Origin of the sequence: Pseudaestuariivita rosea, assembly GCF_017592335.1 — a bacterium.
Lineage (GTDB): Bacteria > Pseudomonadota > Alphaproteobacteria > Rhodobacterales > Rhodobacteraceae > Parasulfitobacter > Parasulfitobacter rosea.
Genome location: NZ_JACNMP010000005.1, coordinates 21,419 through 37,617, shown reverse-complemented (window position 1 = coordinate 37,617; position 16,199 = coordinate 21,419). Strand labels below are relative to the sequence as shown.

The window sequence follows — 16,199 nt, the reverse complement described above, 5'->3', positions numbered from 1 at the left end:
AGAAACCTTCCGCAGCGCGCCGCTTTTAACGCCTGCGCGTGCGGAGAGAGCGGCAGAACTGAGAAGAGAGGAGAGCGGCAGATGAACAGGCAGGATCAGGCAGCGGGCGAAGCACGGGTCAGACAGGTGCTGATCGATCCACTATTGCAACGGGGCTTGATGAAACCCAGCACCATGACCAAACCCGCCTTTGAAAAGATGCTGAACGGTCTCTGTGCCAAACTGGCCTATATGGCGGAGGACAAGCTGGCCGCCCTTGAGGAAGAGGCGGCGCAATTGGCCGGCGGCAAAGAGCGGGACCGCTTTCCCATTGCCAACCGCATTCTCGAGCGCAGCTTGAAGATCCAGCCGCCCGCCGATGATGCCTCACCGCTGATCCGGGCGGTCTTTACCCATGACGTCGGACAGACCGCCTTGGCGGAGGGTTGGGGGCCTGAGCTGCTGGCCGAGGTACGCAAGACCCGGCGCTGGCCCACAGCCTGGGTGATCAAGACGGTCAAGGATCGGGCCGGCGAGGCCGCCCGTCGGTTGCAGCGGATCGAAGAGCATCTGGCCCGCGGCGGTGAGATCACCCGCGATGAACAGGCCTGGCGGGCGAACCGCCTGGCCGATGTCGACAAATGCCGCTGGATCGCTGATCTGGCGACGAAGGACACCGCGTCATGACACGCAACAGTGGCAACATCGCCGACGCCCTCGGGCGTCTGGATCGTCGCGCCGAACGGGCCAAAGAGGAAGCTCGACGGTTGGCGGGTGTCAAAGCGCGGGGGGATGTGGATGCAGATTGCAGCGATGAGATCGTTCCTGCGCCCGCGCGCGGGTCGGTCAAATCGATGCGCGAGGTGCACATGGTGCCGGTGGGCACTGACGACTTCAAAGAGGTGGAAGAGCGCTACAAGGCTGGCACACCCGGTATGGTGCGGGATGTCTTTGACGATATGACTGACCAGGCCTTGCGTTGTGGCGGGACCGCTCCATTTACCGCCGCACAAGTGGACGCCGGCCGTACCTATGGCGCGCTCACCGAACGGGTCGAGGCTGCAGGCGTCAAGTGCTCGCAGGCTTTCGATGTTCAGACCGGTGGATCAGGCCAGACGGACTTCCTGACGGCGTATATGACTGATCGTCAACGTCTGCGCCGGTTCCACAACGCGATTGGGAATGGCATCGCCTTGCCCATCCTGCGCAAATCATCCGGTGAGGCACTCACACGGCGCGCCATCTTCGATCGGGTGCTCGTCGATCGGGTGTGTTTGCAGGATCAATCGCTCAGCGAGGTTCTGGCTGCGCATCACTGGCAAAACACCGGAAAAACCATAAAGCGTCTGCGCATGGCCTTCTGCCTCATTCTGGAGCGTATGCATGGCATCTGAACAGATATCCTACAAAATATGGTTGACAGTTAGGACGGCCGGATGCATCCATATCTCTATCATCCGGAAATGTGCCCGCAGGACATCACCCCCTGACGGGCGTTTTTGTTTGGGGTTATCTGATCATTGAAACGACTGATCTGCGTCCACCCGGGCTGTGAGGAGCTTGCGGTGGTGGGACATGCGCTGTGCGATGAGCATCTGGCGAAGGCGGCGACCCGCAAGCGGGCGCGCGACCGCGCGGTGCATGGTCGGGACGATGTCGCCGGATGGCGAGCGCTCTACGACAAACGGTGGGATCGGGTCTCGAAGCTTTATCTGCAGCGGCATTGCCATTGCGTGGATTGTTTGGAGCTTGGGGTGATCGAGCCAGCGGTCGAGGTGGATCACATCGTCCCGCACCGCGGCGATCGCAAGCTGTTCTGGGACCGGTCGAACTGGCAGCCGCTGTGTCACCGGTGCCATGCGCGCAAGACGGCGCGCGAGGTGTTGCACTCAAAATGAGGGACCGGGGGTGGGTCAGGAATTCTGGCCGCATGGCGGGGACCGCACGTGGGAGTGTTCTGTATGGTCAGCCCGAATTGAGAAAAAAAGCCCACCCTGACAGGGGAAACTGAAGGATCCGATGAAAGGCCAAAAGCCGAAACTTTCCGTTGTGGTGCCGATGAAGGGCGATGAGACGCCCCAGGTGCCGCAGCCGCCCGATTGGATGACCGATGAGGGCCGCGCGGTCTGGGCGCGACTGGCCGAGGGGCTCGTAGCCAAGGGACGGCTGGCGCCATCTCATGAGGATCTCTTTGCAGCTTATTGCGAGGCGGCGGCCGATTATGTGCGGGCGACGGCCTGCCTGGCGCTGGAGGGAATGTATTACACCGTGCAGACCCGCAACGGGCATCAGGAAAAGAAACGCGCCGCCTGGGGGCTGCGGCAGGACGCTCTGGCGAACATGCGTCAGGTGGGTGCGCTCTTTGGCATGTCGCCGGTCGATGAGGCACGGCTGCAGAATACCGACCAGGGCGATCTCTTCCGCGATCTGATGGAGCAGTTGAATGGATCCGATTGATCATCCGGTCTCGCGCTATGCACTGGATGTGGTCTCGGGGCGTGCGGTGGCGGGCCGGTTGGTGCATCTGGCCTGCGAACGGCACCTGCGGGATCTGGACAATGGCGCCGAGCGGGGTCTGATCTTTGATTGTGCTGCGGCCAATCGGGTTTTGCGCTTTGCGGGTCTCGTTCGTCATACGACCGGGCCGCTGGCCGGGAAACCGCTGGACCTGCAGCCCTGGCAGGTCTTCCGGCATGGTTCGATCTTCGGTTGGAAGCATATGGAAACCGGCCACCGCCGGTTTCGTCTGACTTATCATCAGGTGGGCAAGAAAAACGGCAAGACGACCGATACGGCGATCCCGATGCTCTATACGCAGCTTTTCGATGGAGAAGCGGCCCCGCAGGGCTATTGCGCGGCCACAACACGGGACCAGGCCTCGCTGCTCTTTCGGGAGATGAAACGGATGATCCGCCGGTCGGGCGCACTGTCGCAACTGATGGCGGTCTATCAGAACAGTATCGTGACCGAGGCCACCGATGGGATGATCGCCTGTCTGAGCCGCGACGGCAATGCCGCGGACGGGATCAACCCGCATTTTGCCGCCCGCGATGAGGTGCACCGCTGGACGGATCGGGAACTGGCCGAAGTTGTGGTCAATTCGATGGTGGGTCGGGCGCAGCCCATTGATTGGGCGATCACGACGGCCGGGGCGGACCGGATGTCGATCTGTGGCGAAATCCGCACCTATGCCGAACAGGTGCTGCGGGGGGATGTCAGCGATGATACATTTTTTGCCTATGTGGCCGAACCACCCGAGGACTGCGATCCTGGGGATCCCGTGGCCTGGCGCATGGGCAATCCGAACCTCGGCATTGCGTTCCGGGAGGAGGATTTTGAGGCAATTTATACTCGGGCGCTGGCCATTCAGGGGCAGATGCCGAACTTCCGCCGGTTGCATCTCAATCTCTGGACCGAGGGCGATCAGACCTGGATTGGGCGGGACATCTGGGATACCGGCGCAGTACCGTTTGAGCGTGAAAGCCTTTACGGACGCCGGGCCTATGTGGGGGTGGATCTGTCGCGGACCACGGATCTGACCGCGATTGCGGTCGCGGTGCCAAAGGACGGCCAAATTTACCTGATCTGCTACAGCTTTATCGCCGAAGGGGCCAAGGGGTTTGTAGCGCGGGCACAGACCGAAAACCGCGCCTATGTGACCTGGCGCGATGAGGGCTGGCTTGAGGTGCATCGCGGCGGCTCGATCGATGAGGATCAGGTGATCGAGCGGTTGATGTGGCTGCGGGCGCGGTTTGACCTGCAGGAGGTGGCCTATGACCCCTGGGGCATGAAATATGTCGCCAAGGAACTCGACAAACGGCGTTTTCCACTGTCCGAACATCGCCAGGGTTATGCCTCGATGTCTGCGCCCTCGAAACGGTTTGAAACAGCCGTGATGCAAGGTCGGGTGCGCCATGGGGGCAATCCGCTTCTGGCCTGGGCTGTGGGCAATGTGGTGATGGACATGGATGCGGCCGAAAATATCAAACCCAACAAGCGCAAGTCGAAACATCGGATTGATCCGGCAGTGGCGGCAATCATGGCGCTTGGACGGGCCGAGGCGGCGCTCGAAAAACGCAAACCGCGGGATGTGCCGATCGTATGAGGCTTCTGGGCTTTGAGATCAGCCGCGCGGGTTCCCAAGAGCCCGTCCGGGTTGAGCCGCCGTTGGTGTCGGCAGAGCCGTCGGGGACGGCGACCCCGAAACCCTGGCTCACGGAGGTAGGATGGGGCAGCCCGCCCGCCATGCGGGGTTTGCCACGGGTCTCGGCGGAGCTCGCCGAACGTCATGCGACAGTCTTTGCCTGTTGCAACATCATCGCGGGCGATCTGAGCAAGGTGCCGTTGAAGGTCTATGAGCGCAAAGCGGGCGGCGAAGAGGTCCGGGTGCGGGAGCATCCGCTGGAATATCTCCTCAATGTCGAATGCGGCGCGGGGATGTCGGCCAAGGTGCTGCGGTTTGTGCTGGTCTATGCCCTGGCGTTGCGGGGCAACAGCTATGCCTATGCGCCGCGTGATGGCGGTGGCGAGATCGAGATGATTGAGCTGGTGCCGCAATCCTCGGTGGGTCTTCTGAAAACCGACCGCGTCCGGTTTTATGATTTTGTCGATGGGGCGGATATCCCGCGGCGGGTCCCGGCGCGCGCGATGGTGCATCTGCGATATCTGCCGCAGGACGGCTGGCGCGGCCGCTCGCCCATCCAGGTGGCCAGCGACAGTGTAGCCCTGGCGCTGGCAGGTCAACAGGCGGCCGGTCGCACCGCCCAGGGCGGGACGTTCAAGGCGGTGATCAAGCTGGAAGAGACCTATGAGGATGAGGAGGCGCGGGTGCGCAATGCGCAGCGCGTGCGGGAGGCGCTCCTGAACCCTGAAGCGGCAGGGTTTCCGGTGCTGTCGGCCACCGAGGATATCAAAAGCCTCGACATCTCGGCGGCCGATCAGGAGCTATTGGCCTCGCGCAAGATGGACCGCGAACAGATCGCGGCGATGTATCGGATGCCGCCTTCGAAGCTACAGATGCTCGAATATGGGGTGAAGGCCAACGGCGAACAGCAGGCGATCGATTATCGCACGGATTGTCTGCTGCATTGGGCCGATCAGGTGGAGGCGCAGGCCAATCTGACCTTGCTGACGGAGCGCGAGCGCCGTGAGCGCGGGCTGTTTTTCCGCCACGACTTCGGGCGGCTGATGCAGCCCACGGTGCGGGATCAATATGAGGCGCTGGTCCTGGCCACGGGCGGGCCGATCATGAGCCCTAATACGGCGCAACAGATTGCCAATCTGCCGATCACGCCGGGCGATGATACATTGAACCCGCCGCCGAACATGACCCGCAGCGAGACGGCGGGGCCTGACGATGACGAAGTGGAGGACGAGGATGACGGTTAGAACAGTGGCGACCCTGGTGAGCGATGCGCCGGTGGTGCTGGCTCCAGATCATGCCCGCAGTCAGTTGCAACAGACCTTGCCCGACCAAACGGCGGCATCACCCAATGGGCAAGTCGCGGGTGAAACCTCCGGGATCCAGATCACGCAGGGCCTGGGGATCGTGCCGGTGCGCGGGGTCCTGACGCCAAACAACGACCGTCTGGCGCGCTGGTTTGGCTGGTCGACCTATCATGGGATTGCCCAGGCTGTGCAGGATCTGGCAGCGGCCCCGTCGGTCACGGCCATCGTGCTGGAGCTCGACACGCCAGGCGGTATGGCCCTTGGGGCCTCCGGGGCGGCCGAGGCCATTGCGGCCGCGGGCCGGGTCAAGCCCGTGCATGCCTTTGTCGATCCGCTGGCAGCGAGTGGCGGCTATTGGCTCGCCAGCCAGGCGCGGGACATCACCATGGCCCCTGGGTCTTTGGTGGGTTCGATCGGAGTGATGCAGATGGCCTCGGCTCCGGTGGGGCCCAGTCTCTTTGGCGACCGGCTTTATGTGCTGACCTCATCCCATGCCAGGGCCAAGGCCCCCGATCCTTCGACCGACCGCGGCCAGACGGAACTGCAGCGCGCGCTCGATGAGGTCGAGGCCGAGTTTGCCGCAGCCGTGCAGCGCGGCCGCGGAATGACCCGGGAGCAGTTTCTGGCGGCCAATGCGGTCAGTCAGGATGTCACCGACGGCGGCGCGACCTTCTCGCCCGCGGTGGCGCAGACCCGCGGGTTTGCGGATGCAACAGCCACGCGCGAGGTCTTTTATGATCGCATGATGGAGAGCTATCCGCCCAAATCTGCGCAGCGGCCACAGATCCGATCCGCCCGCGGCCGCCAGGCCAAGGCGCAGGCGGCCCGCGCCATCGCCGCGACCGGCTGACGCGCAACCCCACAGACCATGATCTGAAATCCCGTCCGGGCCATGGGGGCCGGGCAATCTGTCAGGCTGAAAAGGAGAAAAGAGATGCCCGATATCAACGACCTGCGGCGGGACCGCAGGGCGGCCGCAGAGGCCATGCAGACGGCCGCCGATGCGCTGGCGGCTCTGGAAGACCAGGAGAACGCCGATATAGAGGCGGTGACAGCCGCTGTTGCGGCTTTTGACGAGGCCGAGGCGCGGTTCAAGCGGCTGGACGATCAGGTCAAACGGGCCGAGGCGGTTGAGGCGGCCCGGGCTGTGAGCGCGCAACCGGAAGCGACAGCCACGCCCCCCACTGCACCAACGGTTCCGGCCGTGGCGCTCACCGAAGAGGACAAAGGTGTGGCGGCCGGGCTGATGTTCGGCGCGCTTGCCAATCACCGCAACGATGTGGAGCGCGCGGCCGCGCAACTCGAGGCAGCCGGTCACAGTGGCATTTCTGCCGCCTTAAGTGGTGTAACCGATGCCGGTGGCGGGGTGACGATCCCGCGGCCCCTGTCACAGGAACTGATCGATTTGCTGACCCCGCGGGTGACGGTGCGGGCGTCCGGGGCGCGGGTGCATGACATGCCGGCCGGTCAGCTGCGCAATGCGCGTGTGGCCTCGGGGCCTACGGCGAATTATGCCGGAGAAAACCAGACGATCCAGGCCAGTGAGCCCAGTTTCGATGCAGTGGACGAGAAGTTCCGCAAACTGACCTCGCTTGTGCCCATTGGCAATTCGCTGATGCGACAGTCCTCGATCGGAATAGGCCGTGTGGTGCGGGATCTGATGATTGAGCAGATGGGCCTGAAAAACGATGTGGCGTTTCTGCGATTTGATGGCTCAAATGAGGCTCCCAGGGGCCTGCGCCACTGGGTTTTGCCGGATCAGCTGATCGATATGGCACTGAACACGCCGTTGGCCGCCGAGCAGGCCATCCGCCGGATTGTCAGCCTGGTTGAAGACAAGAATGTCCCGATGATGAGCTGCGGCTGGATCATGCGGGCCACGGTTAGGGACTTCCTGGCCAGCCTGCGCGATCCGAACTCCGGCGCCTATATCTTTCCCAGCATCGAGGCCTCGGGCACATTGCGCGGCTATCCAATCCGGGTGACGAGCCAGATCCCGATCAATCTGACCATCGGGGTGGATACCGATTACAGCGAGATCACCTTTGCCGATTTCAGCCAGATCATGATCGGGGACACGCTGCAGATCACGGCGGCCACTTCAGACGTCGCGGCATATGTCGATACCGGGGGTCAGATGGTCTCGGCCTTTGCCACCGATCAGACCGTCATGCGCGCCATTGCCGAGCACGATATCGCGCCAATGCATGATGAGGCCATCGGCATTCTGCGGGTCAAGAACTGGACGCTCTGACCCGCGCCCTCCCCTTCAAACTCAAAAAGGAAATCCAGATGAAAATCGTTCAATTCACCACGCAACACGGCGTCTATACCAAGGGCGAACGGGCCAGCTTCAGTGACGATGTGGCCTATAATCTGACGCAGCTGGCCAAGGTCGCTGTTGAGATTGATCCGGAGGCCGCGGAGAGTGTTCTGCAGGCCCCAGAGCCTGTCCCCGCGCCAGCGCCTGCAGCCGCGACGGAACCGGGCCCCGTCAAAGAACCAGCACCAAAAGAGCCCGTCCCGCAGGGCGCGAAGCCAGCTGCAAAAGAGCCTGCGCCCAAGGATCCAGCCCCTCAAGGGGTGAAACAGCCCGCAAAATCCAAAGGCTGACGGGCCTGGCGGCATGGAAATCCTCAATGCGGATCAGGTGCCCTCGGCCGTCACGGTCGAGGACTTCCGTAAAGCGGTGCATCTGCGGCCGGATCAAATCCAGGAGGATGATGTGATCGCGCTTTATCTGCGGGCGGCGCAGGATGTGGTGTTGCGGGCGACCAATCATGCGGCGGTACCGATGACCTGTCGATTTACCCTGCCGGCCACGGATCTGCGGCGCTGGTGGCTGCCGGTCCGTCCGGTGCGGCTGATCACGGGGCTGCTGGCCGCCCCCGAGAGCGGGGCGGCGACAGCCCTCGATCTGTCCGCGGTGCAGCTCTGGCGCGGGGGGGATGAACCGCAGGTCACGCTGCCAGAGGGGTTGGTACCTGCGGAGACCCGGGAGCTGATCCTGGAGGCCGAGATTGGCTATGCCGCCCCGGCTGAGGCTCCGGCGGGGCTCCTGCAGGCAATCATCCTGATCACGCGCGACTGGTTTGACGAAGGCGTCAGCCCGGAGAGCAAGAGCGCACCACAGTATCTGATGGGGGCCACGCGGATGATCAAGCAGATCCGCTACCGTCGGCCGAAAATCTGTGAGCGGGGGTAAAGATGCGGGCAAAGGGCTTTAAACGCGCCCGGGCGAGGGTCCGGCGGTCGGTCTCTGCGCTGGAAGAGGCCAGTCTGGACGCGCTTGCCGAGACCGTCGATGCGGTTCACCGCGCCGGGCGGCAGAATATCCAGGCCATGGTGCGACGGCGCAGCGGGCGTCTGTCGCGGTTTTACCGCAAATCGATCAGTCGGGCCCGTAAGCTCGGGCGGGTGGGCTATCTGACACGCAGGGCCCGGCGGGAGGCCTTTTACGCGCGTTTTGTCCATGACGGCACACGCCGCCTGCAGGCCCGTCCGTTCCATGACCAGGCGGTGGCGCAGGAGGATGCCCCGCATCTGCGCCGCATGGGCCGGGCCGTCCGGAAGGCGCTGCGGTCATGACCGCGGTCAGCCTGGGGGATCTGCTGCCCGCTCTTGTGGCGCGCCTGAAAGCAGCTTTGCAGACGGCGGGTCCGTCAGGGCGGGTGGTGCCCGTTTATGATTTTGTGCCCAAGCGCGAGGACCACCTGCATGTTCGCGTGGACGGGCTCTTTCTCTTGCCCGGTCGGCGACCAGGTGCCACCCATGGGCTCTGTCGTTTCGCCGTACATGTCTTTGATGACATCCGCAGCGACCGGTCCACCGAAGCGGTGCACCTCGTTCCGGAGCTGCAGGCGCTCTGCGTCGCGGCACTTGAGGACTGGGCCCCGCTGCCGGGCGCCGCTCCGATCACTCACCTCTCATCGGCGCTGACCGAAGAGGAGGCCGAAACCACCAGCCGCCCCGCCCGTCAGATGCACGGGCTCAGTCAATTCAACACAAGCCTAGGAGAAAAACGATGGCAACAGCAGTAAACGGCAAAGAGGTTCTGGTCTTTATCGACGACGGGACCAGGACCATGGTGGAGGTGCCTTATCAGGGCGATGCCACCTATGCCTCGGGTCGCACCGCCGAAATCTCGGTGACCAAGAACGGTAAGCACCCCTATCAGACCGAGGCCGGTGAGACCGTGACCTTCAGTTTTGAGAAAGAACGCCCCGTACTCGCCGTCCATAACCGATTGCGCCAGGTGGCCGAGAGTGGTGAGATCATTGCTGCAGAATACAAGGACCCCAAAGAGGGCGGCGAGGGCCGGAGCGGCCAGGCCATGGTCACCCTCGGCAATGAGACCACTAATGTCGAGGGTGTGGTCACCACAGAGGTGACGTTGTCCTTTGTGGACAACACCACCCATATCGTCACCCCCGCCCCTCCGGCCGGACCATGAGCCTGCAGGTTTTGGAGCTGGGGGGCGAGCGCTATGTCATGCGCCCCAGCTATCAGGCAATGCGCGATATTGAGGCGCGCAGCGATCTGACGATCGCCGAGCTTCTGGACCTGGCGCTGGCAGGTCGTCTGAAGATCGAGGAAGCGGTGATCATCTTCTGGTGTGCCTGTGAAGCGGGTGGCGCCGGGTTCAGCTCGATGGAGGCGCTTGGCAAGGCGATCTTTGAATTGCGTCTGACCGCCGCCCCGGTGCGCGAGGCGCTTGTGGTCTATCTGACGCACTGTCTTTACGCGCCGGCAGAGGCAAAAAAAAAGCTCGACACAGAGCTGCTGCCGCATCTGGCGACCGAGGCGGCTGGCTGATGCAGCATTGCGCTGCGGCCACCGGGGTGCTGCGCTGGCCCCCGTCTGAATTCTGGGCGGCCACCCCGCAGGAGTTCTGGGCGGCCTGGGAGCTGCAACTGCGTCTCTATGAGGCACAGGCTCCGAAAGAAATGCGGCGATGAAAAACGTCATTCTGACGGAATATCTGGCCGATACCCGATCCTATGACCGGGGGGCCGCGCGCTATGATCGCAGCCTGGCGCGTCAGGAACGCCTGACCAACACCCGTCTCAATCGGATCGACAAACGATGGGAACGGTCCACGCGTGCGATCACAGGTATGCGGACCGCGGTGGCGGGTCTGACGGGGGTTCTCTCTGGGGCGGCGCTGGCGCAATTGCGGCAATATGGCGAGGCCTGGCGCAGCGTGGAACGGCGGTTGCTGTCGATCGGCGAAAGCGGCACGGCCGCCGAAGAGGCGCTGGTGGGGCTCGCACTGCGGACCCGCAGTTCGCTGGAAGGCACGGCCGCGGCGGTGCAGCGTTTGTCGCGCTCGACGGGCGACGACCTAGAGACCACAGTGCGGCGGGTGGAAACCCTGCAGAAACTGCTGGCCGCAGGCGGGGCCACCGGGGCCGAGCGCTCTTCGGTGACGCTGCAGCTCGGTCAGGCCCTGCAATCGGGTGTGCTCTCGGGGGACGAATTCCGGTCGATCCGGGAAACCGCCCCGGTGGAGTTCCTGGACGCGCTGGCGCAAGCGGCAGGCGTCACACGGGCCGAATTGCGGGCGACAGCCGAAGCCCAGGCACTGACCACGGATGTGGTGCTGGAGGCCCTGGACAGTCTGGCCACATCGGCCGATGCAAATTTTGACCGGCTCGCCGTGTCGGGCGAAGAAGCCTTTGCCATCCTGCGCACCGGACTTGTGGCCTATGTGGGCCAACTTGATGAGAGCCTCGGCGCGACCGAGGCCATGAATGGCGCGATGGCGGGTCTGGGGCGCATCCTGTCGGAAAATGCCGGCGGTGCGGAGACTGTGGCGCGGGCCTTCACGTTGGTGACGACTGCAGCTCTGGGGCTTGCAGGTGCACGCGGTCTGGGGGCTTTGACGCGCTCGTTCCAATCTGCCGCCCAGGCCCGGCAACAGGATGTCCAGGCAGCACAGGCACAGCTAACGCAATCGAAACTCGCTCGCGCCGCCGCCGATGCTGAAGTGCGCAAACGGCAAACCAATCTCCTGCTCATGCGCCAGGAAGGAGCCAGCAAAGCGCAGCTGACCCGCGAGCAAAAGGCGCTCAATGCCGCAATCCGTCAGCAACTGGCCGCCAGCACCGGCATTTTGACCGCCACAGCCCGGCAGGAGGCCGCCCTGCGGCGGCTCTCGCTGGCCGCGCGTGTCACAACCGGATCCATGACCGCGCTGCGCGGGGTGATGGCCTTTTTTGGCGGCCCGCTCGGGTTGGCCCTGACCGGGCTCAGTCTGGCCGTGGGCTATTTTGCCACCATGCAGTCCACCGGCGATCGGCTCTCTGACACCTTGCAGACCCTTGAGACGGATCTGTCGCGGCTCGGTGATGTCAATCGCAGCCTGGCGAAAGATTATGACTTGCTTGAAAAGGCCAATCAGCGGGTCGAAGCAGCCATCCGCGCCGGCGAACAGGCCTCAAAAGAGGCCGCAGACGCCGATGTCGCCAACATCAAGCGTCGGATTGCGGCCAATGAAGAGATGAGCCGCAATCTCATCGCGCAATTGCAGGTGCAGCGGCAACAGGCGCAGCAGGATTTGGAAAAACTGATCACTGACAGCAGTCTTGCGCTACAGACCGGACTGCGCGGGCCTGGCTCCGGTCTCGGCATGGCCTTTGAGGTCCTGCTCGATCGCGACGGCTTTGAGGCGGACATGCAAGCCATGCGACAGGAGTTTTTGGCAACAGCCCAGACCGCTGCGGCCGCGGGCGAGCCACTGACCGATCTGCAAAAAGAGGTCATCGCCCTGGCGGTTCAGACCGATGAGGCGCAATTGAAAATGGCCGCCCTGGACGACCAGATCAGGATATTGACTGATGGGACGCCGGCGCTCGAAGGTGGACTGGACAGCGGTACGGAGGCCGCAGAAAACCTGGGCACTGCGGCGGCCACGGCCGCAGGTCAGGTGGATGGGCTGATCCGGCTGATCCCGCGATTGCGCTCAAGTCTGCGCGTTGAAGAGGATCTGGCGGCCGCGCGGCAGGCCCGCGATCAGGCGCTGGCGGGGGCCGCCGATTTGTCTGAGGTCGAGCAGATCAACGCGCTCTACCGCGAGGCCGCGCGCGAGATCCTGGGCGTGGTCGCGGCCGAGCGCGAGCGCACCGAGGCCCTGCAGGACGCGCAGGACGCCGCGCGAAACTATGCCTCGGAAGCTGCAATCGGTCAGCTCGATCGGCGCCAACAAGCCCTGGCGCGGGAAGAGGCGCGCTATCGCGGCATTGTGGCCGAACTGAAAGCGGCCGGAGCGGCGCAAGAGGATCTGACGCGGGCCGAGGAGGCTTATCTTTTGCGCCGACAGCAGATCGAGGGTGGGGCTTTTGCCGGGTCGGATGCAGGTCGATTGGCCCGCCAGGAGGCGCGCGATAAGGAAAGAGAGGCGGCCGCGGCTATTGCAGAGTATGAAGCGCGAACGCTTTCAGACGCCGAAAAAATCACCCGCGAAAAGGAACGCTTGCTGGCGTTGATGCCACAGCTGATCTCTTCAGGTTTGAGCGAAGCCGATGCCCAAGACGTTGTTAATGCGCAGCTGGATGACTACAAGAAACGGCTGGACGAGGTGAAAACAGCCAGCGAACGGGCCACTGAAAGCGTGGTCAAAGGCGCCCTGGAAGCCTATCGCCGCACCGGCGATGTCGCCGATGCCATCGGTTCGATCTCGGATCGGCTTTACGATCTGGCAGCCGATCAGATCTTTGACATCATTGCCGAGCGGATCGCCGGTGCTTTTGCAGGCCTGGGCGGCGGAGGTGGCGGCGGACTGGGCGGAGCGCTGGCCTCCTTCGGTGTGTCGCTCTTCAGCGCCCGCGGTAACGTCTTTGACCGCGGCGATGTCACGCCCTTTGCGCGCGGCGGTGTCGTCACCCGGCCGACCGGGTTTATGTATGGCGGCGGTCGGCTTGGGGTGATGGGCGAAGCGGGACCAGAGGCCATTCTACCCCTGGAGCGTGGGCCCGATGGGCGCCTTGGCGTCACAGCCCAGGTGCCGGTGATCCCTGAGGGGATGACATCCAGTGCGGGGTCTGCCGAGGGCGGCATGCATGTCAGTGTCAGCTTTACCGGCGATATTGTGATCCACACCCAATCTGACGAACCGGATGCGATGGCGGGTGAAATGGTCCGTCAGTTTGAGGGGATGTTTGAGCAGATGTTTGCCCGCAGCCTGCAGAGGGCATCCCGCGGCGGCGGGTATCTGGATCAGACCTATGAGCGCAAAAGGGGTACCTGATGGCTCTGGTCTTTGCCCCGCCCGTCCAGCCCACGATCGAGGGCTATGAAGAGCGCTACGAGACAAGCACGCGCCGGGCCGAGTTCGAGGGCGGCTACAGCCAGCGCTCGACAACCGGTCCCAATGCGCTGCGCCAAACCGCGGCCCTGGTCTGGGACCTGGCCGAGCCGGACAAAGACGTCATCGCCCGGTTCCTGGCCGCGCGCCGCGGGGCCGAGGCCTTTCTCTATCAGCTGCCCTGGCAAAGCACCGCGCGGCTTTGGACATGCGCGGCCTGGACACAGGCCCCGATCGGCTGGCGTGGCACAACGCCTTTCTGGCGCCTGCGCGCCACTTTCAGACAGGAGTTTGATATTCTGTGATGGATGAATTTGTCGACAGCGTCCGGGCCGAACTGGAAACATTCGAGGTGGGCGAGGTCATTGATCTTTTTACCGTCGATGCCCGCAAGATCGGCGGAGATGTCTATCACTTCGCGCCGACGCCTGTTGTCAATGCGGCGGGACAACAGCAGGTGCCCGTCTTTGCGGGTCAAAGCTATACGGTCATTCCGTTTGAGTCCGAGGGCTGGGACTGGGTGGCTGGTGGACCTTTGCCGAGGCCCACGGTGCGCTTTCTGATGGCGCGGGAGGATGGGGATCAGGCCTCGGCCGCGGCCTTCCTGTTGTCCCTGGTCGAGGTCTATAATGACTTTCTGGGCGCGACACTCACCCGCATGCAAACCCTGCGCAAGCACCTCGACGATGGGGACGATCCCAATCCGCAGGCGCATCTGGGCGTGCAGATCTATATCGTCGCGCAGAAGACCAACCAGACGCCAGTGATGGTCGAATTCCAACTGCAGGCCGCGCTGGATCTGGAAGACGTCATACTGCCCCGCCGCCAGGTGCTGAACTATTGCCAGTGGACCTATCGGCGGGCCAATCCGGATGGGACCTTCGATTACACCAATGCCACCTGTCCCTATGTCGGCCCGATGTATTTTGACGCCAATGGCAATAGGGTGGAGTCTGTCACCCAGGATCGCTGCGGCAAAAGTCTCACCGATTGCAAATTGCGCTTCGGGGAAAATGCCAGACTGCCCTTCGGCGGGTTCCCCGGCGCTGGAAAGTTCCGGGCGTAAGAACAATGCTCCGTCCTGATTTCTTTCGCCAGCCAGTGGCCCCGTTTACGAAGGCGGTTTTAAAGGAGGCCATGGCCTGGGTCTGTGAAGACCCAACGGTCGAGCGCTGTGGGCTGGTTCGGGCGGGGAACTTCGTGCCCTGCGAAAACCGGGCCGCGGATCCCACAGCGGCTTTTGAGATCGCGCCAAAAGACATTGCAGAAGCCTATGCGGCAGGCGATCTGGAAGGTGTGATCCATTCCCATCCCGGCGGGCCCTGGTGGCCGTCGAAAGCCGATATGCTGGGCCAGATCGAGACCGATGTGCCCTGGGCGATCCTGGTGCCGGGCGAGGACAGTGCGGCGCTCGCCTGCCATTGGGGCGGGACACGCCCGCCGGTGTTCCAGGGCGATCTGCATGTGCCCCGCGCCTTTCTGCATGGGGTGAGCGATTGCTATACGCTCATTCGGGATTTCTATGCCGAGGTCTACGGCGAGATCCTCGACGAGATGCCACGCGACTGGGAATGGTGGACCGAGAAGGATCTCAAAACCGGGATGTACCTGGACAATCTGCATGGGCAGCGGTTCGAAATCTTGTCCACGGCCCCGGAAACCTATGCCGCCATCGCCCAACCGGGCGATGTCTACCTGATGGCAGTGCGGTCCCGCGTGCCGAACCACGGCGGGATTTACCTGGGCGACGGGCTACTGCTGGAACACATGCAGGGCAACCTGTCCCATCGCGAACCCATTGCCCGCAAGCTGAAACACATCACCCATTGGTTGAGGTTTAAGGGGGCTTAATGCGACTCCAAACGTTCGCGCGCCAGTTCCGCGAAAAACGCAGACCGATTGCTTGTAACCGCATCGATCCGGGCAATCAGGGATTTTGGCAAGGTGAGAAAAATGCGCTCGGCCGCATTGCTGATCATCGCCGGAATGAACACCAGTTTGCCGCCATCTGTTTCAAGGTGCTCAAGTCCTGTGGGCTCGGGCAGGTCCTGGCCCTCTTCGGAGAGCTCTGCCAGGGCACTCTCCACCATCTCCTGGGCCAGACGCAGGGCATCGGCCTCGGTGGCCGCGCCGCCGCCGCCGAATTCCGGGCTGAAATACCCCCAGATATCGCCCTCCCGGTGCAGAACCACGGGGTAGAGCCGGACTTCCTTACTGATCGTCTTTGGCATCTCGGTCTTTCCTACTTCGGCAGTTTGATTTTAGCCTGCTTTGCGATCATCCGGGCGGTTGGCAGCGGGATGTCCTTGTGGCGTCCCACAATGGTGCTGCGCCCATCTGCGTGGAGCCACTTCTCGTGGTTGGTGCCACCTTTGCTGACAAACCCGGCCGCTTCCAGCGCCTTGATGATATCGCGTCTCTTGGTCACGGTTTTTTATGCACAAATAAGTATGAAAACGCAAGAGAC

At 63.2% G+C, this 16,199-nt stretch carries 21 protein-coding genes; 19 read left to right on the top strand and 2 right to left on the bottom strand.

What is annotated here, in order from left to right; all coding sequences use genetic code 11:
* The first annotated feature begins 81 nt into the window (after positions 1-81).
* From H7848_RS05295 to H7848_RS05205, 19 genes are all read left to right on the top strand, one after another.
* Positions 82-666: a hypothetical protein gene (locus H7848_RS05295; RefSeq protein WP_208348728.1), complete on the top strand. Its 585-nt coding sequence runs from the start codon at positions 82-84 to the stop codon at positions 664-666.
* Positions 663-1,373 carry a hypothetical protein gene (locus H7848_RS05290; RefSeq protein WP_208348725.1) on the top strand — a complete coding sequence of 237 codons (711 nt, stop codon included), beginning with the start codon at positions 663-665 and terminating at the stop codon, positions 1,371-1,373. Before H7848_RS05295 ends, H7848_RS05290 begins: the two co-directional genes overlap by 4 nt.
* 126 nt (positions 1,374-1,499) lie before the next feature.
* On the top strand, positions 1,500-1,877 hold the full coding sequence (locus tag H7848_RS05285; RefSeq protein WP_208348722.1) for an HNH endonuclease signature motif containing protein: 378 nt from the start codon (positions 1,500-1,502) through the stop codon (positions 1,875-1,877).
* A 121-nt stretch (positions 1,878-1,998) separates the two neighbouring features.
* Positions 1,999-2,436, top strand: a complete 438-nt coding sequence (locus H7848_RS05280; RefSeq protein ID WP_208348719.1) for a phage terminase small subunit P27 family — start codon at positions 1,999-2,001, stop codon at positions 2,434-2,436.
* Positions 2,423-4,084 (top strand): terminase large subunit, encoded by a 1,662-nt coding sequence (locus H7848_RS05275; protein WP_208348716.1) that lies wholly within the window; start codon positions 2,423-2,425, stop codon positions 4,082-4,084. Before H7848_RS05280 ends, H7848_RS05275 begins: the two co-directional genes overlap by 14 nt.
* Positions 4,085-4,224: 140 nt before the next feature.
* Positions 4,225-5,367, top strand: a complete 1,143-nt coding sequence (locus tag H7848_RS05270; RefSeq protein ID WP_419555494.1) for a phage portal protein — start codon at positions 4,225-4,227, stop codon at positions 5,365-5,367.
* The gene (locus tag H7848_RS05265; protein ID WP_208348712.1) at positions 5,357-6,277 is read left to right on the top strand and encodes a S49 family peptidase; all 921 of its coding nucleotides are present in this window, start codon (positions 5,357-5,359) and stop codon (positions 6,275-6,277) included. The genes H7848_RS05270 and H7848_RS05265 overlap by 11 nt, the downstream gene beginning before the upstream one ends.
* Before the next feature lie 84 nt (positions 6,278-6,361).
* Entirely contained in the window at positions 6,362-7,681 is a 1,320-nt protein-coding gene (locus H7848_RS05260) for a phage major capsid protein (RefSeq protein ID WP_208348710.1), read from the top strand.
* A 38-nt stretch (positions 7,682-7,719) separates the two neighbouring features.
* Positions 7,720-8,040: a hypothetical protein gene (locus H7848_RS05255; RefSeq protein WP_208348708.1), complete on the top strand. Its 321-nt coding sequence runs from the start codon at positions 7,720-7,722 to the stop codon at positions 8,038-8,040.
* Between the two features lie 13 nt (positions 8,041-8,053).
* On the top strand, positions 8,054-8,632 hold the full coding sequence (locus tag H7848_RS05250) for a head-tail connector protein (protein ID WP_208348705.1): 579 nt from the start codon (positions 8,054-8,056) through the stop codon (positions 8,630-8,632).
* A gap of 2 nt (positions 8,633-8,634) precedes the next feature.
* On the top strand, positions 8,635-9,015 hold the full coding sequence (locus H7848_RS05245) for an HK97-gp10 family putative phage morphogenesis protein (RefSeq protein ID WP_208348702.1): 381 nt from the start codon (positions 8,635-8,637) through the stop codon (positions 9,013-9,015).
* Entirely contained in the window at positions 9,012-9,467 is a 456-nt protein-coding gene (locus H7848_RS05240; protein ID WP_208348699.1) for a hypothetical protein, read from the top strand. Before H7848_RS05245 ends, H7848_RS05240 begins: the two co-directional genes overlap by 4 nt.
* Positions 9,452-9,880, top strand: coding sequence for a phage tail protein (locus H7848_RS05235; RefSeq protein WP_208348696.1), 429 nt, complete (start codon positions 9,452-9,454; stop codon positions 9,878-9,880). Before H7848_RS05240 ends, H7848_RS05235 begins: the two co-directional genes overlap by 16 nt.
* On the top strand, positions 9,877-10,242 hold the full coding sequence (locus tag H7848_RS05230) for a GTA-gp10 family protein (protein ID WP_208348695.1): 366 nt from the start codon (positions 9,877-9,879) through the stop codon (positions 10,240-10,242). Before H7848_RS05235 ends, H7848_RS05230 begins: the two co-directional genes overlap by 4 nt.
* Entirely contained in the window at positions 10,242-10,385 is a 144-nt protein-coding gene (locus tag H7848_RS05225; RefSeq protein ID WP_208348694.1) for a phage tail assembly chaperone, read from the top strand. The genes H7848_RS05230 and H7848_RS05225 overlap by 1 nt, the downstream gene beginning before the upstream one ends.
* Positions 10,382-13,675, top strand: coding sequence for a tape measure protein (locus tag H7848_RS20295; RefSeq protein WP_208348693.1), 3,294 nt, complete (start codon positions 10,382-10,384; stop codon positions 13,673-13,675). Before H7848_RS05225 ends, H7848_RS20295 begins: the two co-directional genes overlap by 4 nt.
* On the top strand, positions 13,675-14,037 hold the full coding sequence (locus H7848_RS05215) for a phage tail protein (RefSeq protein WP_208348690.1): 363 nt from the start codon (positions 13,675-13,677) through the stop codon (positions 14,035-14,037). Before H7848_RS20295 ends, H7848_RS05215 begins: the two co-directional genes overlap by 1 nt.
* A complete protein-coding gene (locus H7848_RS05210) occupies positions 14,037-14,798 on the top strand; it encodes a phage minor tail protein L (protein WP_208348689.1) in 762 nt (253 codons plus the stop codon). Before H7848_RS05215 ends, H7848_RS05210 begins: the two co-directional genes overlap by 1 nt.
* 5 nt (positions 14,799-14,803) lie before the next feature.
* A complete protein-coding gene (locus tag H7848_RS05205) occupies positions 14,804-15,583 on the top strand; it encodes an NlpC/P60 family protein (RefSeq protein ID WP_272874380.1) in 780 nt (259 codons plus the stop codon).
* Here H7848_RS05205 and H7848_RS05200 read toward each other — a convergent pair.
* Positions 15,580-15,963 (bottom strand): type II toxin-antitoxin system HicB family antitoxin, encoded by a 384-nt coding sequence (locus tag H7848_RS05200; protein WP_208348687.1) that lies wholly within the window; start codon positions 15,961-15,963, stop codon positions 15,580-15,582. The genes H7848_RS05205 and H7848_RS05200 overlap by 4 nt on opposite strands.
* 11 nt (positions 15,964-15,974) lie before the next feature.
* Positions 15,975-16,160: a type II toxin-antitoxin system HicA family toxin gene (locus tag H7848_RS05195; protein ID WP_208348686.1), complete on the bottom strand. Its 186-nt coding sequence runs from the start codon at positions 16,158-16,160 to the stop codon at positions 15,975-15,977.
* Between the last annotated feature and the right edge of the window lie 39 nt (positions 16,161-16,199).

What these genes read in the sequence shown, in the direction of transcription:
- H7848_RS05295 (WP_208348728.1), top strand. Translation starts at nt 82, where the DNA reads ATGAACAGGCAGGATCAGGCAGCGGGCGAAGCACGGGTCAGACAGGTG.
- H7848_RS05290 (WP_208348725.1), top strand. Translation starts at nt 663, where the DNA reads ATGACACGCAACAGTGGCAACATCGCCGACGCCCTCGGGCGTCTGGAT.
- H7848_RS05280 (WP_208348719.1), top strand. Translation starts at nt 1,999, where the DNA reads ATGAAAGGCCAAAAGCCGAAACTTTCCGTTGTGGTGCCGATGAAGGGC.
- H7848_RS05275 (WP_208348716.1), top strand. Translation starts at nt 2,423, where the DNA reads ATGGATCCGATTGATCATCCGGTCTCGCGCTATGCACTGGATGTGGTC.
- H7848_RS05270 (WP_419555494.1), top strand. Translation starts at nt 4,225, where the DNA reads ATGCGGGGTTTGCCACGGGTCTCGGCGGAGCTCGCCGAACGTCATGCG.
- H7848_RS05265 (WP_208348712.1), top strand. Translation starts at nt 5,357, where the DNA reads ATGACGGTTAGAACAGTGGCGACCCTGGTGAGCGATGCGCCGGTGGTG.
- H7848_RS05260 (WP_208348710.1), top strand. Translation starts at nt 6,362, where the DNA reads ATGCCCGATATCAACGACCTGCGGCGGGACCGCAGGGCGGCCGCAGAG.
- H7848_RS05255 (WP_208348708.1), top strand. Translation starts at nt 7,720, where the DNA reads ATGAAAATCGTTCAATTCACCACGCAACACGGCGTCTATACCAAGGGC.
- H7848_RS05250 (WP_208348705.1), top strand. Translation starts at nt 8,054, where the DNA reads ATGGAAATCCTCAATGCGGATCAGGTGCCCTCGGCCGTCACGGTCGAG.
- H7848_RS05245 (WP_208348702.1), top strand. Translation starts at nt 8,635, where the DNA reads ATGCGGGCAAAGGGCTTTAAACGCGCCCGGGCGAGGGTCCGGCGGTCG.
- H7848_RS05240 (WP_208348699.1), top strand. Translation starts at nt 9,012, where the DNA reads ATGACCGCGGTCAGCCTGGGGGATCTGCTGCCCGCTCTTGTGGCGCGC.
- H7848_RS05235 (WP_208348696.1), top strand. Translation starts at nt 9,452, where the DNA reads ATGGCAACAGCAGTAAACGGCAAAGAGGTTCTGGTCTTTATCGACGAC.
- H7848_RS05230 (WP_208348695.1), top strand. Translation starts at nt 9,877, where the DNA reads ATGAGCCTGCAGGTTTTGGAGCTGGGGGGCGAGCGCTATGTCATGCGC.
- H7848_RS05225 (WP_208348694.1), top strand. Translation starts at nt 10,242, where the DNA reads ATGCAGCATTGCGCTGCGGCCACCGGGGTGCTGCGCTGGCCCCCGTCT.
- H7848_RS20295 (WP_208348693.1), top strand. Translation starts at nt 10,382, where the DNA reads ATGAAAAACGTCATTCTGACGGAATATCTGGCCGATACCCGATCCTAT.
- H7848_RS05215 (WP_208348690.1), top strand. Translation starts at nt 13,675, where the DNA reads ATGGCTCTGGTCTTTGCCCCGCCCGTCCAGCCCACGATCGAGGGCTAT.
- H7848_RS05210 (WP_208348689.1), top strand. Translation starts at nt 14,037, where the DNA reads ATGGATGAATTTGTCGACAGCGTCCGGGCCGAACTGGAAACATTCGAG.
- H7848_RS05205 (WP_272874380.1), top strand. Translation starts at nt 14,804, where the DNA reads ATGCTCCGTCCTGATTTCTTTCGCCAGCCAGTGGCCCCGTTTACGAAG.
- H7848_RS05200 (WP_208348687.1), bottom strand. Translation starts at nt 15,963, where the DNA reads ATGCCAAAGACGATCAGTAAGGAAGTCCGGCTCTACCCCGTGGTTCTG.